Raw genomic sequence first — 22,283 nt, 5'->3', positions numbered from 1 at the left:
ATATTTCAAATATTACTTGCAGAATGAAAATTTATTTATATTTATCCCAATCAAACTAAGACAACACTTTTAAACATGGGAGATTTTGACAACAGAGAGCGGGAAGAGGTTTTCTCAAAAAAGGTAAGGGCGGGCAAGCGAACTTATTTTTTTGATGTTAAGGCTACACGATCAAACGATTATTACATTACCGTAACAGAAAGCAAAAAGCGCCTCGAGGATGGTGTTTTTGTAAAACACAAGATTTTTTTATACAAAGAAGATTTTGAAAAATTTGCGGAAGGCCTTAAAACCACTGTCGACTATATCAAATCCAACCAGGAAGTTGTTGAAAAACGCTATGAATTTGGTGACAGCGTTGAAGTTGCCAAAACAGCCGACGAAGATTTCTCTTTCGAGATATAAGTATTTATAAGCTATATACTAAAGAAGCCCTGTTCTGGTAATAGAACAGGGCTTCTTTAGTATATAGCCATTCTTGTTATCGCTGTAAATGTGAAAGTGCACCGGCACCCGCAATTAGGCCGATAATACATAAAACACCAAATGCGAGGCTTATAATCATTAAAACGCCCCAGAATTTCAAAAATGATTTCAGCTTAATTACTGCTAAAGTAATATCGGCAGAATCTCGTATTAAGATCCCCTTTTTAGCATTGACACCAAACTTGTATACATATAGTGAAGGGAAAAAATACAATAAAGCCATCAAACCATATATCACCCCTACAAATGCCCCCATACCTGACTGTAACGACGGATTTGGATTTGGCGACATTCTTCCGGCCATACTAAAAATGGTACTGATAAAGAATGCTAAAATGAGGATAAAGCCGCAGCCAATAAAGCCTGCTACACCTAAAAATTTGGCCCAGCCTGCACCTTCATTGAGATAATACTGAGCTTCGGGAGTTAATACAAGATCGCGCGGGTCGGGCGCATGAGTGGCTTCCTCGTGGATAACAGTTTCTTCCATGTGTAATTATGATTTAGAGTTTAAGCTAAAGATATAAAACACTGAGAATGAAACAACATTTAAATCCGCATAATTAAAACGGCTATCGAAAAGTAAATAATTAGCCCGGTAACATCAACCAGCGTAGCCACAAACGGCGCAGATGAGGTTGCAGGGTCTAAGCCCAGGCGTTTTAACAGCAGGGGCAGCATAGAGCCCGCCAATGAGCCCCATAATACAATACCTACCAGCGCTATACCTACAGTAAGCCCTACCAGTATCCAATGCGGGCCATATACGTTGCTAAACAGAGTCCAGATATAAATACGAAAAAAGCCGATAGTACCCAGCGTTAACCCCAGCAGAAAGCCCGATTGCAACTCGCGGCGCATTACCCGCCACCAGTCGGCAACGGTAACTTCGCCCAGTGCCATAGCCTGTATAATTAGCGTAGAAGCCTGCGAACCGCTGTTGCCGCCACTTGATATAATTAATGGAATAAACAAAGCCAAAACAACCACCTTCTGTATAGCACCTTCAAAAAAGCCCATGGCGGTAGCGGTTAACATCTCACCCAAAAATAAAATAATTAGCCAGCTTACCCGTTTTTTTACCAGCCTTAATAGGGGGATATCCAGGTAAGGCTCATCCAGAGCCTCGGTACCCCCTATTTTTTGTATGTCTTCGGTATACTCTTCGTTGGCTATCCAAAGGATATCATCTACGGTTACTATACCTAATAAAATATTATCCTTGTCGGTTACCGGCAATGCTACCCGGTTATTCATCCTGAATATGTTAATAGCTTCCTGTTGCGGGTCGTTTACATTAAGCGCAATCAAGCGGCTATCCATCAAATCAATAATGTTGGTTTCGGGTGCTACCAATAAGATCTCGCGGATCCGGATATCATCCAGCAACACACCCTTATCATCAATTACATAAATAACATCAATAGTTTCCGAGTTTTTACCAAAGCGCCGTATGTGGCTTAATACCCGCTGCACGTCCCAGTTTTTTTTAACAGCAATATAATCGGGTGTCATTAAGCGGCCAACGCTATCTTCCTTGTATCCTAAAAGTGAAAGCGCTTCTTTACGGTCATTGGGGGGCAGGTGCAGTATCAGGCTTTTAACGGTATCGCCATGCAGCTCGCCAAATAGTGCGGTACGGTCATCGGGCGGCAACTCATTAATAAGTTCAGCAATTTTTTTGCCCGAAAGTTTTTTAATGATGCGTTCCTGGGTAGGGAAATCCAGAATTCTGAATACGTTAACAGCCCGGTTTAATGAAAGGGTTTCCAAAAACATGGCTGCATGCTCGGGTAGTTCGTCAATCAGTTGCTCAACGTCCGATATGTGGAGGTTATTCAAATAATCTTGTAACTGGTTTATATCACCTTGCTCCAGCAACGTTTCTACTTGCTCAACCATTTCTTCCATACCGGTAACTCCTTTTTTACATTGGTGTATTTTAATAAACTGCTAACGGTCGCAAAAGTCGTTTATTTTTTCAAATTATCCCGATGAATTTTATGTTATCTTTGCGGGATTTTTCTGGAGACTGGGGTTATTGAATTACAGGATTATTATGTTATTAAATTGCGTTTAATAACATAATAATTATAACTGATAACCAGTACACCAATAACTCGATATACTAATAACAAGAAATAAAAATGGGTTTACAATGTGGTATAGTAGGCTTGCCAAATGTGGGTAAGTCGACACTTTTTAACTGTTTATCAAATGCAAAGGCACAAGCGGCAAACTTTCCGTTTTGTACCATTGAACCAAACATAGGCGTAATTACTGTGCCGGATGAGCGCATGACAAAGCTGGCCGAACTGGTGAACCCGCAACGCGTGGTGCCTAACGTGATAGAAATTGTTGACATTGCCGGCCTTGTTAAAGGTGCCAGTAAAGGAGAAGGCTTGGGTAACCAATTTTTAGGTAATATCCGTGCTACCAATGCCATCATCCACGTTTTGCGTTGCTTTGATGACGATAACGTGATACACGTGGATGGCTCTGTAGACCCTATTCGCGATAAAGAAATTATTGATACCGAACTGCAGTTGAAAGATCTGGATTCGGTAGAGAAAAAACTGCAAAAGGTAGAAAAATCGGCCAAGGTTGGCGATAAGGATGCTAAACGTGCACAAGAAATTTTAACCGTTTACAAAAACCACTTACTGGAAGGTAAATCTGCCCGTACTGCCCCGGTTGCCGAGGAAGACCAGGACGTTATTGAAGACCTGTGGCTGCTTACCGCAAAACCTGTAATGTACGTTTGTAACGTAGAAGAAAAATCGGTTAATACCGGCAATGCTTACGTGGAGCAGGTTAAAAAAGCTGTTAAAGGTGAGAACGCACGCGTGCTGATCATCTCGGCCCAGATAGAATCTGAAATTGCACAACTGGAAACTTACGAAGAACGCCAGATGTTTTTGGATGACCTTGGTTTGGAGGAATCGGGCGTAAATAAGCTAATTAAAGCTGCTTACCAACTCTTAAAACTAAGCACCTACTTTACCGCAGGTGTACAGGAAGTACGCGCCTGGACCATTACCCAGGGCTTTACCGCCCCACAGGCTGCCGGCGTAATTCACAGCGATTTTGAGAAAGGTTTTATCCGCGCCGAAGTGATTAAGTACGATGACTTTGTTAAATATGGCTCGGAGGCTGCTTGTAAAGAAGCCGGCAAAATGGGTGTTGAGGGTAAAACCTACATTGTACAGGATGGCGATATTATGCACTTCCGTTTTAACGTATAGGTTTTGTAGAAGCAAGAATCTAGAAACAAGAGACAAAACAAAAACCCCGGTATTCAGATCAATGCATACCGGGTTTTTTTGTGACTGATTATGGATTTTATAATATTCTAAAAAGTTCTACAAACACAAAAAGCATCCGCTTCTGAGGATGCTTTTGTTTACTTAATTAACTAAACTAACTAATTAAAGAACGAATGAAGACTTTTTTATAGTAATCCGTCTAACTCATCTTTGCCTTTACAGCGATTGACAATCATCCGGATAATAACATATAATGCAGCCAAACCAATTAAGGACATGATTGCCATTACTATTTTAACTAATACTTCATCATAAGGCCCCATAAGCCTTAAGCCCGCTATCTAAGTATTTAAGATAACTCGCCGGATCAAAATCCGCCCCCTGTGGTGTAACCAACGGTTGCTGCGTTACCGGGTTAAGCAATACATAAAACGGCTGCGAATTAGCTTGAAACTTGGATGTTTGCAAATAGCTCCATTTGTTTCCAATCGTTTTTATTGCTCTCCCCTCTTTTGTTATGCTTTGCTCTGCTACGGCCAGGTCTGTTTTATCATCAACATATAGCTGAATCAATACATAATCCTGCGTAATTTTTTGATACACTTGTTTGTCCGGCCATACATTGGCTTCCATTTTTCGGCAGTTAACACAGGCATGCCCGGTAAAGTCAATAATAACCGGTTTGTGCACCTTTTTAGCATAAGCCAGGCCTTCGTCGTAATCAAAGTATGGATTAAAGCCTTTGGGCTTATCAAACAGATCAGCGTATTTACGTGAATTTGTATCCGCAGCAGCACTCATCATACTCGTATTACCGGGGATTGACAGATCGAAATCCTGCGTAGACTGCGGTGGTAAAAACGCACTGATTGATTTAAGCGGCGCTCCCCATAAGCCTGGTACCATATACATGGTGAATGATAGTACGATTATCGCCAGAAACAGACGTGGTACACCAATAAACGGCAGCGGACTATCATGACTAAAGGTGAGTTTACCCAACAGATAAAGGCCCATAAGTGCAAAAATAACTATCCACAGCACCAGGAAAATTTCACGATCAAACCAATGCCAGTGATAAGCCAGGTCAACATTACTCAAAAACTTCAGTGATAATGCCAGCTCCAAAAAACCCAGGGTAACTTTTACGCTGTTTAACCAGCCACCCGATTTTGGCAGCGAGTTCATCCAACTTGGAAACATGGCAAACAATGCAAACGGAATAGCCAAAGCAAAAGAGAAACCCAGCATACCAATTGCAGGGCCTAATAAAGCACCACTGGTAGCAGCCTGTACCAACAGGAAACCAATAATTGGCCCCGTACAGCTAAATGACACCAGTGATAGTGTGGCTGCCATGAAAAACAAACCCATCATACCCCCCTTATCAGCGTTGGCATCCATTTTATTTACCCATTTGCTGGGCAGGTTTAATTCAAACGCCCCCAGAAACGAGGCTGCAAACGCCACTATTAATAAGAAAAATCCAAAATTAAAGATGCCATTGGTTGATAAGCTATTGAGCGCATCGGCACCAAAAATAATAGTTACCAGCAAGCCCAGTACCACGTAGATTACCATAATGGAGATGCCATATATAATAGCCTTACCCACTGCCGAACCTTTATCGCTGGCTGTTTTGGTAAAATAACTTACTGTAAGCGGCAACATAGGGAAAATGCATGGCATCAATAAAGCAGCAAAGCCACCTGCCAGCCCGGCTAAAAAGATAGCCCAAAGCGTTTGCCTGGCTTCTTTCTTACCAGCAGCTTTCGTTGCTTTCTTTACCGCAGCCTTGCTAACTACCTTTGTTTGGCCAATATCTTTTGTGGCAGATACAGCTTGAGTGGCAGAAGAAGATACAGGTGCGGCAGGCGTAAATTCTACGCCCGCTGTTGATACCGTATCTTGCGCTATAAGCGTAGTAGCATTACTAATGATAATGCAAGCCAATAACAGCTGTATGAATATAAATTTCTTCATTAAATCAGTTCCGGGTGCTGTTCTTAATTATTTTACAGGTATGCTGAAATCAATATCGTCCGGAGGTAAACACTGCTTATCGTTACAGGTCATGTACTCCAAAGTTCCGGTTACGATAGCTTGCCCTTCTTTCAGTTTTATTTTTTGCTGAAATATTACTGATCCCTCAAAATAGCTTACATCCATACTAAAAGCTTTTTCAAACCTGGTTATTGGCGTAGGTTCGGTAGTTGTACCAATAATGCTATAATTTTTAGATGGCTTAATGGTTATGGTGGTTTTAACAGGGCCGCCATCTTTAACACTTTGAGAGTATACGTGCCAGCCTTGGTCTATTGTGGCTTTAATAAATATTACAGCCTCGTTGTTGGGCAACTTTTTAGCAGCGTAACTCCAATGTACCGGGGTTAATATTTGGGCTTTTACCTGGGTTAGCATCAGCAGTAATACAACTGCAGTTAGTATTTTTTTCATGTAATTTGATGTGTTTTTAGTCTATGATATGTATGGATGATTAAGCCCTACTTAACCTGCTGATGGGGCGGTATCCTGTAAATATGGTTTGGGTTGATACATAACCTTCCTTTATAGGCTCTTCTTTAACAAGGTCTGTGCTCAAATATTTTTTGTTACTATCGCAAAGCAGGGTTACAATGGTTTTATCTAAACCCATTTTTTGCTGTAGTTTAATAGCTCCAATTACATTTGCGCCTGCCGAGATACCAACAGCCAGCCCCAGCTCTCTCGAGAGTTTTTGGGCCATAATAATAGCATCGCCATCATTAGCCTGCACTATTTCATCCATTTCATTAAGCTTCACAATGGCAGGTATAAACTCGTCAGAAATACCCTGAATTCTGTGGCTGCCAACCTTATAACCGGTAGTAAGTGTTGGCGATTCGGCAGGCTCGAGCGGATGGATCTTTACCTCGGGTTTCATCTTTCTTAAATAAGACCCTATCCCCATTACGGTACCACCTGTGCCTACCCCTGCCACAAAAGCATCGGGTACAAGATTCTCAGCGGCTAACTGCTTCCAGATTTCCGGCCCGGTAGTTATTTCGTGAGCCTCTGCATTGTAAATATTTTCGAACTGGCGGGGCAGAAAGACGGTATCGTCTTCTGCCGCCATACTTTCGGCCAGGCCGATACTGCCTTTAAAGCCGCCTTCGGCTTTGCTAACCAGGTTAATTTTGGCACCAAGGCTACTAATGATGTCTTTTCGCTCTTTACTTAACCATTCGGGCATCCATATTACTACGTTGTGCCCTAATGCTTTACCTATGGCGGCAAAAGAAATACCGGTGTTACCACTGGTAGCCTCAACAATGGTATCACCAGGTTTTATGCGGTTATTTTTATAAGCCTGGTAAAGAATATGCAGGGCCATGCGGTCTTTAATACTACCTGTAAGATTATAATGCTCACACTTAACATAAATATTACCAGGCTTACCCTTAAACGTATACTGAAGTTCTAACATCGGGGTGTTGCCAACCAAATGCCATAAGTGTTTAAATTTATCCTCCATGCTTGCGCTTAAAGGCTCTAATTCCGCTACTACTGCCATCATTACTGTGCTTTAAGCGAATAAAATTCGGTATTGGCAATAATTATTACAACCATTATCAAATAATCCATAAATTTTATGGTTATTTGGCAATTAAGCGATGTTATTTTCAGTATAGTAAAGCTTTAATACTTGATGCCTGTACTTTTTTTCACTGCCGTTTTTTATACATTATGATCAATTCAGAATTAGACACCACAGACATCGAGATTTTAAAGCTTTTGCAGCGCGATGCTTCCCTGACTAACAAGGAAATATCGTTTAAGCTGCACAAGTCTATAGCTACTATTCACGAGCGGGTTAAACGCCTAAAAGAGCAGGGATACATTCAGCGGGTTGTGGCAATACTTAATAGAAAAAAGATTAACAGAAGCCTCATCGCATTTAGCCAGGTGTTGTTGAATGACCATACTGCAGATACCCTGAATACCTTTGAACAGGAAGTAATTAAATTTGATGAGGTAATGGAGTGCTTCCAGATGACGGGCACATTCGATTTTATTTTGCGTATTGCCACCAGTGATATGGAAGCATACCACAGCTTCTACAGAAACAAATTAGCCACGCTGCCTAATATTACAACCGTGCAAAGTTTCTTTGTTTTATCTGAAACCAAAAGCGATACCGCTTATCCTTTATAGATGGGAATAACTGGTAATGCTTCTCAAATTTCCAGTCCGTTAATATCTGTTGTTAAAACGCTGCTCATGTAATCAAAAAACGGTCGCATATTTTTAAATGTCCGGCTGGCTTCTTTCAGAAAAGATGAACTGAGTACTTCTTCATCTGTAAACTTCCGGATCAATAAAAACTGCTTATAACGTAGCAGATCAATGCCTGCATTGTTGGCATCAAAACCCTGAGGTACGGTTTTTAGCTGTTCTCCTTGTAAAACATTAAATGTGCTGATAAATGATTCGCTCTGTAATATATTTCTCAATGGCGCGTCATCAAACGCAATATCGTTACGGATCAGCTTAAGATCAGCCGCATTAGGATTTCTAAAACCACCGCCAACAAAATTATTACCCGGTTCTATATGGAAGTAATACCCGCCTCTGCGTAGTTTGGTAGCCCGTTTAAAATTACCGCTCCAGCCACCTTTGTAAGGTGTTTTATCAGTCGAGAAACGCGTATCCCGGTAGATACGGTACAGGCTCTTTTTACCTGATAACGTTTCTATTACATCGTGTGTATTTAGTTCGGCCAGTAACAACCCGGCAAATGCTTCTATATATGTTTGCTGTTCTATAAACTGCTCCTTATGTGCATTAAACCAATCGCGGTTATTGTTTTGCGCTAACAATTTTAAAAAAATCAGGGCAGATGCCGGAACATGTTTTTGTTGATTTGACATGATATCAAAGGTATATCTTAACCTTAAAAACGAGAGATTATTTGCTTGAGGAAATAGCTACAGGCTGTTATTTATTAGCTCCCTGTGTATCCTTAACGCTGCCAATAAATAGCGGGTTAAGCCTGAAATACTTATTGCCGGTTTCAAAGCTTACCACGTAATCTGATTTAAAGTGGGTGCTTTTAAGATAGTAATCTGTAGTGATGATTTGTGCACCAGAGTTACATGCAGCAGTAAAATCCGACCGGTCATTGGTGCGGGCCTGCTCTGTATCAGCATCGGCACGGGTACGGATGATGTATCCTTTTTTAACCAGGCTTGGTATTTCCGGGTTTTTAGGATCATTCCTGATCATCATGGCTGCTTCTGGCGTACCGGGGTCTGCATTGGCAAACAATACCCTACCCTTTAAAGATGGGTGGCCGGTAATATACATTGCCCGCTTAGCTTCGTGATCATCCAAAACAAAAATGAACTTACCTTTAGCTTTTTTAAGCGTTGGCCAATTATCGTGCAGTACTGCGCTTTCCAGTGTTTTATATTTGCCGCGCACCATATCGGGCGTAATAATCTGGTCTTTACCCAGGTTATCCAGCATCACTTTATCCAGCTCGTCGAAAATTGCGGGAGTAAATTTTTCGGGTTGGGTTGAAGCCGGACTTTTAGAGGCTCCGTCTTTAGGTTCTAATGTAATAAAAATGGGATTGTGATCTGGATGCGCCAAAGACCAGTCCCTTAACTGTTTCAAGCCATCTTTAAATGTTAGCATGTGGCTGCGAAAGTCAAGATCTATGATATGGAACACCTTAAAACCGGGTTCTTTCATCTTGCCTTCCGGGTCAAAATCTGGTTGATTTTTAACCCAGTCCAATCCTTTGGGGTGGGCATACCGGCCTCCTTTTTCATCGGCGTAAACATCAATCTCCAGGTTTAACAAGCCCATATCCAGTTGATCGATTATACTGATATGCTCGTAGTCAATTTTACTGGCAGAGGCAGAATCTTTAAGCTGAAATAACTTAAACAATGCCGGATCGATGGCCTTTTTGTAACTATTATGTGAACCGATGACCTGTACTTTATTCATCGGCAAATCATCGGGAACCGATAGCTTAACAGCCGGTAAAACAAGGATCAGCAAGGTAATTAAAAACGTTTTCATTCGTATATTAAGGTATTAAATAACCGCAAAGCACATGGCAGGCAAGTTTTTCTTTTAACAAATCACCATACAACGAATAAGGCAATGCTTAAATCACATTACCTTTTTAAAGAAACGCACTTCAAATCTTGTTTTGCCTAAACACGGGTTAGCTCAATCGCCTCGGTCTTTTAGGTTTGCCCAAGCTACCCGGCGCGGTTACTTTAGTGTAATTTGGCTGTTTGTTAGGGAAGTTATTTTGGGGTTGGGGCTTATCTTCAGTTATATTTAAACTTAATACCCGGCTACCCATTTCTGTACCGTCCAGTGCGCTAATTGCATTTTCTGCCCCTGCCAAATCCGTCATTTCTAAAAATGCATAACCTTTACATTGACCGGTTTTCTTGTCCCTTACAATTTTAATGGTACTAACTGTGCCATAAGGGCTAACCAGTTTAACCAGATCAATCTCTAATATATCCAGGGGAAAACCCCCAATAAATAATTTAACCATTGCTACAAATATCGTTTAAAGAGTTTATTAGCCAAACTTATAAAGCCACCAAATGACATTTGATAATTTGCTCCCTCCATCTTATAACAATTAAATCTTAAAGAAGATTTTTTTTCGATACATAAAATATAATAACAGCAACTGAGTAACCGTAATACTAACTGCAAGCCATACCGCCTGCCATACCGGCGTACAATATTGAATTAAACCTCCAAAAAGATAATTGGCCGTATGCTGAAAGTTAATTCCCCCTTCTGCCGCCAGGTAAATAAAAATGGAATTTACACCGATAATTAAAAACGGGAAAGCCCACTTTTTATAACCGGCAACATCAATAATTAAATAAAATACAGCTAAAAAAATAGCGCTCCACCCGCCTACAAAAAGCACGAAAGAGCTTGTCCACAAGCGTTTATTAATTGGGAAGTATATGTTCCAAACAGAGCCTGCGGCTATTAAAATAAGGCCTGCAATAAACAGCACAACACCCTTTTTCCACATGGGCCAGCTTAAATTACTGCTTTTTAAAAAGCTGCCGGTAAATATGCCCAGCATAGCACTGCCCATTGCCGGGATGGTAGACAATATCCCCTCCGGGTCATGTACCTTATCATGCAACCTGCCGGGCAATAACAAACGGTCGATATATGATTCCAGGCTGCCGTTCATTGTTAAAACGCCTGCCCCATAGCCTGGCACGGGTATCAGCATCATGGCAGCCCAATAACCCAGCAAAATGCCGGCAAACCAAATGAGCTGACCCTTTAAATTAAAATTAAGGTAAATGATACCCGCAAAAAACCAGGCGAGCCCAATGCGGCCCAGCACACTTGCAAACCGGGTATTTTCATAACCATTCCATTTAAATAAGCCATTTACCACCATCCCCAGAAAAAGCAGGATAAGCGTTCGGCGTAGCATGGAAATATAGATTTTGTTTTTTTCTACCCCGGGTAAATCTGCTACAGTATTTACATTGGCTTTAGATAACTTATAATCTATAGAATATGGCATGGATACACCCGCTATAAATAAAAAGAGCGGGAAGATCATGTCATAAAAAGTAATGCCATTCCAATCAGTATGGTGTAACTGTCCAGACATCCATAATAGCACCGGCCAGTTTGTGGCCCTGGCCAGCGCATGCACAATTCCTTCACCACTAATAATCCAGAACATATCGAACCCGCGTAAGGCATCTAACGAATATAAGCGCGCAGGCTTACTTTGTGGTTCTATTTGGTTAGCGGTTATTGCTTTATCTAACATTGATAAGGGTTATTATAAATCTGCGCCCATAGCCGTTCTGTATTTCTTAAACAATTTGCGGGAAACAGCTATACTATTGCCCGAAGCATTTACGGGGAATGCTTTCTGTGTATTTACCCATTGCCACTCCCATTTACGGATAGATTGATCAAAGGCTTTCAGATCTGCCTCCTTACCCGTGCTTAAAGATTGGTTAAGCGTATCAAAAAATTTCTGCCAGCGTTTTTGATAAAAATCGTTTAACAGCCCACTCCATTGCCTGCATGAATATTCGTGCAAGGGGCTATTTTCATCGCCCCAAAGGGTAATTAAGTCACGGGCATTACGTTCATATAGCGCTTTTTCGGCAGGTGTTGTTCCCCATTTCCGTGCATCTGCTATCCAGGTACCTAACAAAAAATCTTTCCTGGTGGCCAGCAGTTCGTCCATATCCTGTATCAGTTGCAGGTATTGTGCGCTGTATTTTTTAAAATCGGCTATATTTTTTTGCTGATAAGCGTTAACCCACTTTTGTTGCAGCGGGCGGGCGTAGTTGGCCAGGACCTGCCGGGTTAAATCAACCAGATCATAATTAAAGCCATCGCTTTTTTGGCATTGGGGTATTGCCTTCATCATATTGTCCCATGCAGGCAACAAATCTTTACGGTTATAATTAAGGCGGGTTTTAGTCCACACTGTGGCCGAATCCATAGTGGGGCGGCCTGTAAGGATAGATTCTGCCCCGTCGCGGATATCCTTGCCGTTAAATACTGTTTTTCTTAATACCTGCCAGGCATCTACAGCGGCTTTGTTTTTAACACCATACCGGTTGTATAAATACTCGGGCAACCATTTATTTAAATCTATGGGGGTATTCTGCCAGGTATTCTGTGTCATTAATTCGTACAAAACCGGTGTTTGCTCAATGGCTTCCATCGTGAGGCCTATACCCTCCAGCCGCCGCGAAGCAGTGTCGTTTAGTGCCGCAGCAGGCTGACTGGCAACTGCCTCCATCCTACCGAACATACTATTGTTACCGCCATAATTATGAAGCATATTCCAGATCCAGGGCTTGCCGTAAAAGGCTTCGGTTCGTTTCCAGATGGCTTCATAATCTGTATTGAGATCCAGCACAATCATGTGGTCGTTTGGCACAGCATTAAGCAGTGCTTTAATTTGTTCGTTACGCCAGAATTTACGGTCGCTAAAAAACAGCCATCCCTGCATTACCCAAATGGCTTTAGGGTCGGCTATGCGCATACCATCATACACCCTGGCGCTTAGCTTAGAAAGAAAGGCCGGATCGTCAGATGGCGGCTCATTCTCGTTAAACGTATCGGCAGAATACAAATGGTCTGTACCATAAATTTTAGTTTGCGCCTGCAGAAACTTCTTTCCTATATCTGCAAAAAGCGGGTCTTCCGAATCCAGAATATAGGTGTCGGCAAAGCCATTATTCCAGTTGGTTTGTTTAAGCTTTGCATTAGGGAAATGAACCTTAAATGCAGCCGGTACGTGCCCTGTAAATGCAGGCAGAACGGGCTTAATACCCAAGGCTCTTTCGCGCTGTAAAATTTTTAGCTGCAGGTCTTTGTGCGATGTGATCCAGCTCATGGGCAGCGGACCGCCCCAGGCGTCCAGGTTACCCATATAAAACCAACCAAAATACGCCGGGCCGCTAAAAAAGCCCTGCATATCCTTATCGGTAAAACCCATATCCTTGTAAACCTGATACCATACATACTCCTGCCCGGTAATGGCAAGCGGCATGTTAATGCCGTGCATGGCCATCCAGTCAATTTCCTTTTCCCATCGTTTCCAATCCCACCAACTCATGCTATAACTGTACGTGCAATAGTTGAGGTAATAGCGGTATTGATAGGGCGTGCTTTTGTGCACTTTGGCAACAGGCAAAGGCATTTTTAACGGCAACTTTAGGTTTGTACCGTTCCAGGTAATTTGGCAGTGCCCATATTGGGTTAAATAATAATACAATGCCGAGGCTACAGCCACGCCATTATTACCGCGTAAAACAATCTTTCCCTTAACACCCTCTACCTCAAAAACATCTTTCGGCGCATCTGCCGGAAGCATTTCAACCATAAAGTTTCTCTCATAACCGGGGATTACCCTTTTAATAAGCGCATATGACGATGCGGTATTATATTGTGCAAATGCATTAGCAGAAATACTTAAACCTAAGCATAGTAATAAAATCCTGATGTTTCTGTTCATTAATTAAATGCTCAAATTAAAAATACCTACAGCTTAAAAAAATAATTATCCCTGCCATTATAATTTCACCGTTGCCGGTAAATACTTGGCTATTAAATCTTCGTAATATGGTTTTAGTTCTGCAACAACCGGCGGTTTCGGGCTTTTTGAATACAGATCATAAGGGTTAAATTTATCAACCCATTTAAACATTTCCTGGTCGTGCGCATTCAGTAAATGATCGTATGCTTTTTCGCGGTGTTGCGAGTAGAACGAGTGGTAACGGATCATATACAATGCTGGTTCTGGTAAATAATCGCGGGTGATCTGGTACAGGTACTCATCATGCCCCCATGACATCTGTACCTCATTAAGGCCGCACTGATGCGTATACACCCCGTATTTGGTATTGTAACGTTCGTCTTTGCTATCAGGATTATCTGCAAAAAATTCCGGGTAAACAATTTTGTCCGAGAACTTACAGCCCACCGGGAACGAATCGCCTACTACGTTCCATTGCGGTTCGCCAAACAGGCAAAGCACTTTACCCAAGTCATGAATAAAACCGGTAAGTACAAACCAATCCGGGTGCCCATCGGCCCTTATGGCTTCTGCTGTTTGCAGTAAATGTTGTAGCTGATCGAGCGATATGTCGGGGTCAGAATCATCAATCAAAGTGTTCAGGTATTCCATGGCTGTCCACCAGGGCATTTCCATTTTATCGAACTTTAAAAAGTTAGCCTTTTTAGCCAGTACATTATCATATGTCTGATACTTATGATTTAGCCTGTAAAACTCTCTTACCGAATCGATCTCCGGGCTATCATAATTCCGGAACTCTTCTTTAGCTTTTGCCGGTGTGCCGGGCTCGGGGTATCTTTTTAAAACATCATCCTCCCACACTTCGAGGCTCGACAATGGAGAAATCTCTTCTTTGCTCAACTCTTTCATAATCTTGTTTTTAATTGTTAATCAATTACTTTTTGCGCTCTCTTATCTTTATATGGTGTTGTTAATTTTTGAACCGACAGGCTACTTACCTTATGGTACAATACTACCGGCAAGGTTTGTGCTTTACTCACGTTTAAACCGCTTATATTAAGCCCGCTTACATCATCAAAAACACAAGCCGTACGGAAGTCTGTAGTTTTATAGCCAATACTTACATTTTTTAATTTGATGTTAGCTGCATGGCGTACATAAAAGCCCCAGGCAGGCAATTCGCCAAACATCGAAAACTCGGGATAGTCGCTAATTTGCTCGGGGATTTTTGCAAGTGTATCGGTATTAAAATAAGCGACTTCTTTTTTGGCGCCGCCTTCGTAAACTATATCAATATTTTCCAGCGTTACATCCTGAACAGGATACCCCGGAATACCAACGATGGATGACGGAAATACATTGTGCTTGCCATTTACCTCCGGACCTTCCATCTGGTAACCGGCATCTGGTTTGCCAGCTGGCACCTGTACCTTAACATTGGCAATATAGATGCCGTTTACACTACCGGGATTTACATTTTTTTGCCGTTTACCCAAACGGATAAAGATGGCATTCCCTGTATTTTTTGCAGTTACGTTACGAATATCAATATGCTCTAATACCGCTCCATCTACAGATTCGAGTGCTATGGCTGAGCGATAGGTGTCGTATATCTTTAAATTTCTGACTGTAATATTTCTGAACGCACCACGGGATGCAGTACCTAATTTAAATGCACTGGCACTTGAACGGATAGAACAATCGGCAATATAAATATGATCGCACCCGTCTTTTGGGTCATGAGATTTCAGACATATACCATCATCAGCCACGTTAAACGAGCTATTGGTAAGCCTTACATTCTTACAATCTACCAGGTCTATGCCATCATTATTAAGGTAAGTATTACTCTCTACCTTTATACTGTCGATAACCATATTGGTACAAGATCTGTAATCCTGTATCCAGTCCAGCCCATTTTTAATGGTCACATTTTTAATCGTAATGTTGTCACATTTTTTAAACTGGATCAGTTTGGGCCGGTTATCTTCAGCAGGGCGCATTTGATGCCACTCGTTATACTTTTGCCACTCTGCATCTTTTAAAATACCGTCTTTAAGCATCCGGTAAATATCTTTGATCAAAAGGTCTCCCTGCCCATCAATAGTACCTTTACCGGTTATGGCAATATGGTGCTGCCCATCTGCTAAAATTAATGCCGATGCATTACCTGCACCATAGTCAATGCGCTTTGTGGTTGCCAGCAATGCAGCATTGGCTGCAAGGTGCAGTTCTACATTTGACTTAAGTGTAATTACCCCGGTAACAAATTTTCCGGCCGGTATTAACACCATTCCTCCATTTACAGCAGCTTCATCAATAGCTTTCTGTATGGCTACCGTATTATTGGTAATGCCATCGGCACGGGCACCATATTTAGTAATATCGTACACCTTTCCACTGGCCTTGGCTGCACTGTTTAAGAAGGCTAATGCGGTAAAAAGGATAACGATTTTCTTGTTCAGTTGCATATAGGTAGCTTTTAGAAACGGCTAAGTTCATCTTAATTATTAGAGATGAACTTAGCCGGTATTTCAATTAATATCCCGGGTTTTGAACCAATTTAGGATTTAGCTGCATCTCAGGTCTGGGTATAGGGAATATCCGTTTATTTGGATTTGCGTCTGTCTTGATACCCCATGCTTTTTCAAACTGTCCAAACCGGATCATATCATTTCTCCGCCACATTTCAATTGCGAGTTCCCTTCCGCGCTCATCCAGTATATCTTGCAACGTAATAGATAAAAGCAATGACGCTTTTGCCCTTGTACGAACTTGATTTACAAGCGTTAACGCAGTAGCGCCATTAGTGGCAGATGCTCCTCTCATAATAGCCTCCGCTTTTTCTAATAAAACGTCGGCATATCTAAACATTGGCACATCATTACCTTGGTTTCGGTCTGTATTTAAACTATCCGGGTAAAATTTATTATTGCGATACCCCTCTTCATTAGCCAGTTCGTCATTACCAATATCAAATGTTGCGTTGTTTTTCCAAACAATGTCTGGTGTAAATTCTAACTGATGAATAACTGTAGCATTAGGAGCCGAGCCGCTGTAGCTTGCATCCAGGCCAATATTTGTTGTTGTAATGTTAATAGGCGTACCGTCGTTATTATATTGTTTCCCTGTTAAATATTGTTTTCTGCGAATATCATTAGGGTCATTATACAAAGCATAAAACTGTTTATAGGTATACACTGGCCCATCTGGGGTGTATGGCATTTTATACTTATTCTTCAAATTAGGATTAATAGTCCAGCGGGAATAATACATACCAGTGGCTTGTATACCATCATAAGGTATGGCAAAAATAAAATCCTTTATTAACGGTCCATTATTGGGCTTAAACATGCCCAAATAATCAGCATCCAAACTGTATTTGCCACCGTTGATGATATTATCACACATCACTACTGCATCCTGGTAGCGTTGTGTACCTGTATAGTATTCTGCATTTAAATACATTTTGGCCAGAATAGCATATGCAAGAAATTTGGTAGGCCTGCCATAAGTAGATGCATCAACAGTTGCGCTTAAATTTGGAATTTGAGCCAACAGCTCGCTTTCTACAAATGCAAACACCTGCGCCCTGGTTTGGGTGCCAAGATTGGTTGTATCGCCAAATGTTTTAGAAATAGGCACATTACCAAACAGATCCATCATATAAAAATAAGAGAGGGCGCGCATGGTTTTTATTTCTGCCACTGTTTGTTGCTTGGAAGTACTTTCGGCAACCGAACTAAACAATGTTAAAACTTGGTTACAAGTACTTATCGTTTTGTATCCCCATGACCAGCAGCTTTCTATCATGCCATTATCAGGCGTTACAGTATGCAGGTTTACTGTAGAATAGGTTCCGCCATCCAGCCAGTTACCACCCCGGGCAACCAAAACATTTTCGTCGGTACTTAAATTTTGTAATAACCAGTATTCCCTACCTGGTGCTGTACGAAATGAAGTATAAATTGGGCCGGTTGCTGCTAGGTATTGTGCAGGTGTTGTTGGAAAAATATCAGGCGTAAGTGTTGATTTGGGTGTAATATCCAACTTTGTACAACCCGACAGGTATGCTGCAGCCGCTATTAAAGCGATAAAATTAAACAGCTTATATTTTCTTATGTGGTTCATATCTTTACTTTTTAAAAACTTATTATAAATCAATTGTTAAGCCAGCCAGAAAACTGCGTGTTCTTGGATAAAAGTTATTAGCGTCTACCCCAATGAACTGGCCGCTTTGCTGATTATTAAGATTTAAATTCAATTCAGGATCTACACCTTTATATTTAGTAATGATAAACAGGTTGGTGCCGGTTACATATATCTTAAGGCTATGTATGTAATTACCCGGTATTTTTATCCGGTAAGATAATGTTGCATTGCTTAACCTGATAAACGCACCGCTTTCTAAATATCTGGTAGAATAAAGGTTAGCATTAACATCATTACCCGGTTCGCTTAATGTTAACACAGGCACACCATGGGCCGAAGCCTGCGTAGGCTGATTAAAGCCTGCAAGCGAAGCATTCATGATTTTGTTACCACCCTGGCCACGGAAGAAGAAGTTAAAACTGAATTTTTTATAGGAGAAATCATTACCCCAGCCAAAAATATAAGTTGGCTGTGCATTACCGGCATAAGTTTGGTCTGTACTTACGGGTGTAGTAGTAGGCTGGCCGTTAGCACCTAAAAAGGTAGATATGCCATTGGTACGGCCAAGGTACTTAAGGGTATAAAATTCGCCCAAAGGGTAGCCTGCCTCTATTATAGAAACCTTAATGCCGCTTTGCCCGGGTCCTTCCGGATCACCAACATATATTTTAGATAAATTGGTACCCAATGAAGTAATCTTATTTTTATTGAAGGATATGTTTCCGTAACTGCTCCAGTTAAAATTGCTTCCTTTAACCGGTGTTCCGCTTAAAGCTATTTCAACACCTTTATTAACCATACTTCCTACGTTAGCAGTTAACGTATTAACCAAGTTTGTAACTGTTGATACTGGTATGCTAGAGATCATATCGGTAGTTTTTTTATTGTATACATCAACAGAACCAGACAGGCGACCTTTTAATATAGAAAAATCTATACCTCCGTTGATAGTTGCCGTAGCTTCCCATTTTAGATTTGGGTTGGGGTTTTGTGTTGGCCCGATAGCACCAATATAGGTGCCATTGTTATAAAAGCTACCAGTTGTATTGTATTGCGTCAACGGTGTATAAGCCGGGAAGCCCAGAGAATTACCGGTTTTACCGTAGCCTACCCGTAATTTTAAATCGTCAAATAACGACTGAAACTTCATAAAAGATTCGTCGCTGATTCGCCATGCGGCAGATCCTGCAGGAAAATATCCCCAACGATTATTAATACCAAATGCATTTGAACCATCGCGACGAACAGACGCCTGGAAAATGTATTTGCCCATGTAGCTATAATTAAGCCTGGTGTAAAATGATATTAAACGCAGAGTTTCTACTGCAACACTACCATAATCTACCCTGTAACCAGAAGCTGGCGTACCCAAAGCCAAGTTATTTGAACCTGTAACATCAGAAATGAAATTCTGATTGGTTGACTGAAAACCGTCGCCTGTGGTTGTTTCATCGAACGAGTAACCGAATAATACTTTAAAATCGTGCTTATCATTCCATTTATGAGAATAAGTAAGATAATTTTCCATTAGTTTTTTGGTATCATCATAAGTTGACCGTATGGCCTTCCCGTTAAGGCCGGGCGCCAATTCCGACACGGAATTATAGTACGTGTTGTTATCCGTAGTTCTGCTTTGGTAGGCTAAATTTAAATTATAAACCAAACCGAATGGGAGCTGTAATTCTGCCCTGGTATTAGCTAACAACAAATTTATTTTTTGCTTATAGCTATCATTTGTAATTAAGCCTACAGGGTTATAACCCAACTTTAAAGTAGGGTCGTTATAAAATGTACCATCGGCATTATAGATACTACGGGTAGGCAAGTATTGTACTATAGATTTGAACAAACCCGGATTTTGGCCATTTGCAGATGAAAGGTAAATATCATTAACCAATAGATCTGCGTTACTTACCGAATTATTTACAGAAAAGTCTAATTTAAGTTTATCATTTAAAGCCTTTTGCGATACGTTGATGCGGCCAATTACACGTTTTAAATCGCTGCTCTTAACAATTCCCTGATCTTGCAGATAGTTTAAACTACCGCTATAAGTAGTTTTATCAGACCCGCCGCCAAAAGATAAGTTATGATTTTGTGAAAAACCGTGGCTTCGCTCTACTGCTTTTTGCCAATCGGTATTACCACCGTTGTCATTTGCCGGAGTAAAACTCTGTCCGTTAGCTTTTACATACGCCCTTAGCTGGTCGGCACTTGCAACCTCAAATTGGTTAGCCACTTTTTCAAAAGAGCCATAACCATCATAGGTCATACGTACCTGCCCGGTTTTAGCTTTTTTAGTAGTTACAATAATAACCCCATTAGTAGCCCTTGTACCATAAATAGCTGCTGCAGAGGCATCTTTTAACACATCAATAGAAGCAATGTCTGATGGGGCTACCAAATTAAAGTCGGCTCCGGGCACGCCATCTATTACGTAAAATGGTGTTGAACCACCCGGCCTTAACGACGATGGCCCTCTTAATGTAACAGTTGGCGTGCTGTTAGGGTTACCATCGTTAGTGATATTCAAACCGGCAACCTTGCCTTCCAGCAGGTCTGCAGGCGATGTTACAACACCAGCATTAAACTGTTCTGCTTTTACAGTACTAATGGCGCTTGTCAGTTCTTTTTTGGTGGTTGTGCCATAACCAACTACAACAACTTCATTTAATTTGTTCTCGCTTTCCAGCAGGGTTACGTTAATGCTGCTTTCTTCGCCAACAGTTACCTCTTTTGTTGCATAGCCAATAAAGCGAAACACCAGGGTACTGCCTTTTGGTGCAGAAATAGAATAATCGCCGTTAATGCCGCTAGTGGTGCCAACAGTAGTGCCTTTTATTACTACGGTTACAGACGGTAGCGGCAGGCCTTTCGCATCTTTTATCGAGCCTTTAATTACTGTTTTTTGAGCTACTGCGTAGCTAAAGGAAAAAAATAGGATCAGGCATAATAAGCTAAAGCGATTAATTGCCTTGAATAATCTAGGTCTAAGTTTATTCATACATTTGGTTTTAATAAATAATTGGTTTTGTAAAACAGGGTGTTTTAATTCTCAAATCTGTAAATAATACAATTATAATATATGTATTTGTGGTAAATTTATTTACTTAACCGTTTAAGCCGATAACCAATTTGTTTAGTTATAATAACCAAAAATCTAATTATGAAGCGCCTTGTTACCATGAAAACCATAGCAAAAGAGTTAAACGTATCTACCGCTACGGTATCAAAAGCACTTCAGGACAGTTATGAAATAGGCAACGAAACTAAACAAAAAGTATGGGCTTTAGCCAAACAGCTAAAATACGAACTTAACCCGGCGGGTAGCAGTTTGAGAGGGCAAAAAACCAAAACAATAGCTGTTATTATACCCGAAATTGCCAATAACTTTTTTTCGCTGGCCATTAAGGGGATAGAGGAAATTGCCCGTCGACTTGATTATCACGTACTTATTTATCAAACGCACGAAAACAGCGAAATAGAAATGGCATTTACAGATAGCCTGCTCAACGGCCGGGTTGATGGTATCCTGATCTCTATTTCAAGTGAGACCTCTAACAACGAACATTTTAGAGAACTGGTTAAAAAGATCCCCATTGTTTTCTTCGACAGGGTTTATGAGGATATTGATGCCGTTAAAATAACAACCGATGACTATCTAAGCACTTACAATGCCACCAAACATTTAATTGATTGCGGGTGTAAAAAAATCGCCTACCTATTAGCCCTTGATAACCTTTCGACCGGAAAGAAGCGGGTGCAGGGATACCATGATGCCTTAAAAGAGCACAATATGCTATACACCAGCGACTTGATTGTGAAGTATGATACAGATGAAGCTGTAAATTATAACAACATTAAAAACCTGATATTGACACATAAGCCAGATGGAGTAATTTCATCTATTGAAGACCTGGCATTACCCTGTTATTATGTATGTAAAGAGCTTAATTTAAATATCCCTAAAGATCTGAAAATAATTAGTTTCTCTAATCTCAATACGGCCCCGTTGCTTAACCCCTCATTAACAACAATTACCCAGCCTGCATTTGAAATTGGAAAAGAGGCCGCAAGCATCCTCTTTAAAATACTGCATAACAAGCATGTTGAACCTAACGAAAGTATGATCTTAGAATCCGAACTGATAAAAAGAGATTCTACATCGTGCAATTAGTATTCGCAATTTTTTAATATTCTTTAAAGTATCCCCCTGCTTTAATGTAGTAAACGCAGTTTAAAAGTTACGAAACCGTTTAAGTAGTTTAAATCAATGTAAAAGTACGCTGCCTGCTTTTTATTAATACTTT

At 40.9% G+C, this 22,283-nt stretch carries 18 protein-coding genes; 4 read left to right on the top strand and 14 right to left on the bottom strand.

The features are described from left to right. Positions 1 to 75: 75 nt before the first annotated feature. The gene (locus tag RG47T_RS04280; RefSeq protein ID WP_074488280.1) at positions 76 to 405 is read left to right on the top strand and encodes a DUF3276 family protein; all 330 of its coding nucleotides are present in this window, start codon (positions 76 to 78) and stop codon (positions 403 to 405) included. A 76-nt stretch (positions 406 to 481) separates the two neighbouring features. Here the strand turns inward: RG47T_RS04280 and RG47T_RS04275 are convergent, their stop codons facing one another. Then, the gene (locus RG47T_RS04275) at positions 482 to 976 is read right to left on the bottom strand and encodes a hypothetical protein (RefSeq protein ID WP_074488279.1); all 495 of its coding nucleotides are present in this window, start codon (positions 974 to 976) and stop codon (positions 482 to 484) included. A 59-nt stretch (positions 977 to 1,035) separates the two neighbouring features. After that, positions 1,036 to 2,397: a magnesium transporter gene (gene mgtE / locus RG47T_RS04270; RefSeq protein WP_074488278.1), complete on the bottom strand. Its 1,362-nt coding sequence runs from the start codon at positions 2,395 to 2,397 to the stop codon at positions 1,036 to 1,038. A gap of 236 nt (positions 2,398 to 2,633) precedes the next feature. Between mgtE and ychF the strand changes: the two genes are divergently transcribed. After that, positions 2,634 to 3,731: a redox-regulated ATPase YchF gene (gene ychF, locus RG47T_RS04265; protein WP_074488277.1), complete on the top strand. Its 1,098-nt coding sequence runs from the start codon at positions 2,634 to 2,636 to the stop codon at positions 3,729 to 3,731. Between the two features lie 330 nt (positions 3,732 to 4,061). Here ychF and RG47T_RS04260 read toward each other — a convergent pair whose 3' ends face one another. The 3 genes from RG47T_RS04260 to RG47T_RS04250 are packed head-to-tail and all read right to left on the bottom strand — an operon-like array spanning position 4,062 to position 7,305. After that, positions 4,062 to 5,735 carry a protein-disulfide reductase DsbD family protein gene (locus RG47T_RS04260; RefSeq protein ID WP_074488276.1) on the bottom strand — a complete coding sequence of 558 codons (1,674 nt, stop codon included), beginning with the start codon at positions 5,733 to 5,735 and terminating at the stop codon, positions 4,062 to 4,064. Positions 5,736 to 5,762: 27 nt separating this feature from the next. Then, positions 5,763 to 6,209 (bottom strand): protein-disulfide reductase DsbD domain-containing protein, encoded by a 447-nt coding sequence (locus RG47T_RS04255; protein ID WP_074488275.1) that lies wholly within the window; start codon positions 6,207 to 6,209, stop codon positions 5,763 to 5,765. A gap of 40 nt (positions 6,210 to 6,249) precedes the next feature. Further along, positions 6,250 to 7,305: a PLP-dependent cysteine synthase family protein gene (locus tag RG47T_RS04250; protein WP_074488274.1), complete on the bottom strand. Its 1,056-nt coding sequence runs from the start codon at positions 7,303 to 7,305 to the stop codon at positions 6,250 to 6,252. A 173-nt stretch (positions 7,306 to 7,478) separates the two neighbouring features. Here RG47T_RS04250 and RG47T_RS04245 point away from each other — a divergent pair, with 173 nt between their 5' ends. Further along, positions 7,479 to 7,946, top strand: coding sequence for an Lrp/AsnC family transcriptional regulator (locus RG47T_RS04245; RefSeq protein ID WP_074488273.1), 468 nt, complete (start codon positions 7,479 to 7,481; stop codon positions 7,944 to 7,946). Positions 7,947 to 7,969: 23 nt separating this feature from the next. On the opposite strand, the gene RG47T_RS04240 is transcribed toward RG47T_RS04245, so the two are convergent. From RG47T_RS04240 to RG47T_RS04200, 9 genes are all read right to left on the bottom strand, one after another. Further along, complete coding sequence (locus RG47T_RS04240) at positions 7,970 to 8,662, bottom strand: DUF2461 domain-containing protein (RefSeq protein ID WP_074488272.1); 693 nt, start codon at positions 8,660 to 8,662, stop codon at positions 7,970 to 7,972. A gap of 67 nt (positions 8,663 to 8,729) precedes the next feature. Beyond that, entirely contained in the window at positions 8,730 to 9,824 is a 1,095-nt protein-coding gene (locus tag RG47T_RS04235; protein ID WP_074488271.1) for a phosphatidylinositol-specific phospholipase C1-like protein, read from the bottom strand. A 148-nt stretch (positions 9,825 to 9,972) separates the two neighbouring features. Beyond that, positions 9,973 to 10,317, bottom strand: coding sequence for an RNA recognition motif domain-containing protein (locus RG47T_RS04230; protein WP_074488270.1), 345 nt, complete (start codon positions 10,315 to 10,317; stop codon positions 9,973 to 9,975). Between the two features lie 90 nt (positions 10,318 to 10,407). Continuing rightward, the gene (locus RG47T_RS04225; RefSeq protein WP_074488269.1) at positions 10,408 to 11,586 is read right to left on the bottom strand and encodes an acyltransferase family protein; all 1,179 of its coding nucleotides are present in this window, start codon (positions 11,584 to 11,586) and stop codon (positions 10,408 to 10,410) included. A gap of 12 nt (positions 11,587 to 11,598) precedes the next feature. Then, positions 11,599 to 13,800 (bottom strand): alpha-N-acetylglucosaminidase, encoded by a 2,202-nt coding sequence (locus RG47T_RS04220; protein WP_074488268.1) that lies wholly within the window; start codon positions 13,798 to 13,800, stop codon positions 11,599 to 11,601. A 57-nt stretch (positions 13,801 to 13,857) separates the two neighbouring features. After that, positions 13,858 to 14,730, bottom strand: coding sequence for an inositol oxygenase family protein (locus RG47T_RS04215; protein WP_074488267.1), 873 nt, complete (start codon positions 14,728 to 14,730; stop codon positions 13,858 to 13,860). Between the two features lie 17 nt (positions 14,731 to 14,747). Then, positions 14,748 to 16,292 (bottom strand): glycoside hydrolase family 28 protein, encoded by a 1,545-nt coding sequence (locus RG47T_RS04210; RefSeq protein WP_074488266.1) that lies wholly within the window; start codon positions 16,290 to 16,292, stop codon positions 14,748 to 14,750. Positions 16,293 to 16,359: 67 nt separating this feature from the next. Then, the gene (locus tag RG47T_RS04205; RefSeq protein ID WP_074493124.1) at positions 16,360 to 17,952 is read right to left on the bottom strand and encodes a RagB/SusD family nutrient uptake outer membrane protein; all 1,593 of its coding nucleotides are present in this window, start codon (positions 17,950 to 17,952) and stop codon (positions 16,360 to 16,362) included. A gap of 22 nt (positions 17,953 to 17,974) precedes the next feature. Next, positions 17,975 to 20,977: a SusC/RagA family TonB-linked outer membrane protein gene (locus RG47T_RS04200; RefSeq protein ID WP_083627291.1), complete on the bottom strand. Its 3,003-nt coding sequence runs from the start codon at positions 20,975 to 20,977 to the stop codon at positions 17,975 to 17,977. Between the two features lie 162 nt (positions 20,978 to 21,139). On the opposite strand from RG47T_RS04200, the gene RG47T_RS04195 reads away from it, so the two are divergent. Continuing rightward, positions 21,140 to 22,150, top strand: coding sequence for a LacI family DNA-binding transcriptional regulator (locus tag RG47T_RS04195; protein WP_074488265.1), 1,011 nt, complete (start codon positions 21,140 to 21,142; stop codon positions 22,148 to 22,150). Positions 22,151 to 22,283: the final 133 nt, after the last annotated feature.

The organism is Mucilaginibacter polytrichastri, assembly GCF_001911425.1.
In the GTDB taxonomy this organism is placed as follows: Bacteria; Bacteroidota; Bacteroidia; order Sphingobacteriales; family Sphingobacteriaceae; genus Mucilaginibacter; species Mucilaginibacter polytrichastri.
Note: the sequence above shows the minus strand (reverse complement) of the source record. Positions and strands in the feature narration are given on the sequence as shown.

What these genes read in the sequence shown, in the direction of transcription:
- RG47T_RS04280 (WP_074488280.1), top strand. Translation starts at nt 76, where the DNA reads ATGGGAGATTTTGACAACAGAGAGCGGGAAGAGGTTTTCTCAAAAAAG.
- RG47T_RS04275 (WP_074488279.1), bottom strand. Translation starts at nt 976, where the DNA reads ATGGAAGAAACTGTTATCCACGAGGAAGCCACTCATGCGCCCGACCCG.
- mgtE (WP_074488278.1), bottom strand. Translation starts at nt 2,397, where the DNA reads ATGGAAGAAATGGTTGAGCAAGTAGAAACGTTGCTGGAGCAAGGTGAT.
- ychF (WP_074488277.1), top strand. Translation starts at nt 2,634, where the DNA reads ATGGGTTTACAATGTGGTATAGTAGGCTTGCCAAATGTGGGTAAGTCG.
- RG47T_RS04260 (WP_074488276.1), bottom strand. Translation starts at nt 5,735, where the DNA reads ATGAAGAAATTTATATTCATACAGCTGTTATTGGCTTGCATTATCATT.
- RG47T_RS04255 (WP_074488275.1), bottom strand. Translation starts at nt 6,209, where the DNA reads ATGAAAAAAATACTAACTGCAGTTGTATTACTGCTGATGCTAACCCAG.
- RG47T_RS04250 (WP_074488274.1), bottom strand. Translation starts at nt 7,305, where the DNA reads ATGGCAGTAGTAGCGGAATTAGAGCCTTTAAGCGCAAGCATGGAGGAT.
- RG47T_RS04245 (WP_074488273.1), top strand. Translation starts at nt 7,479, where the DNA reads ATGATCAATTCAGAATTAGACACCACAGACATCGAGATTTTAAAGCTT.
- RG47T_RS04240 (WP_074488272.1), bottom strand. Translation starts at nt 8,662, where the DNA reads ATGTCAAATCAACAAAAACATGTTCCGGCATCTGCCCTGATTTTTTTA.
- RG47T_RS04235 (WP_074488271.1), bottom strand. Translation starts at nt 9,824, where the DNA reads ATGAAAACGTTTTTAATTACCTTGCTGATCCTTGTTTTACCGGCTGTT.
- RG47T_RS04230 (WP_074488270.1), bottom strand. Translation starts at nt 10,317, where the DNA reads ATGGTTAAATTATTTATTGGGGGTTTTCCCCTGGATATATTAGAGATT.
- RG47T_RS04225 (WP_074488269.1), bottom strand. Translation starts at nt 11,586, where the DNA reads ATGTTAGATAAAGCAATAACCGCTAACCAAATAGAACCACAAAGTAAG.
- RG47T_RS04220 (WP_074488268.1), bottom strand. Translation starts at nt 13,800, where the DNA reads ATGAACAGAAACATCAGGATTTTATTACTATGCTTAGGTTTAAGTATT.
- RG47T_RS04215 (WP_074488267.1), bottom strand. Translation starts at nt 14,730, where the DNA reads ATGAAAGAGTTGAGCAAAGAAGAGATTTCTCCATTGTCGAGCCTCGAA.
- RG47T_RS04210 (WP_074488266.1), bottom strand. Translation starts at nt 16,292, where the DNA reads ATGCAACTGAACAAGAAAATCGTTATCCTTTTTACCGCATTAGCCTTC.
- RG47T_RS04205 (WP_074493124.1), bottom strand. Translation starts at nt 17,952, where the DNA reads ATGAACCACATAAGAAAATATAAGCTGTTTAATTTTATCGCTTTAATA.
- RG47T_RS04200 (WP_083627291.1), bottom strand. Translation starts at nt 20,977, where the DNA reads ATGAATAAACTTAGACCTAGATTATTCAAGGCAATTAATCGCTTTAGC.
- RG47T_RS04195 (WP_074488265.1), top strand. Translation starts at nt 21,140, where the DNA reads ATGAAGCGCCTTGTTACCATGAAAACCATAGCAAAAGAGTTAAACGTA.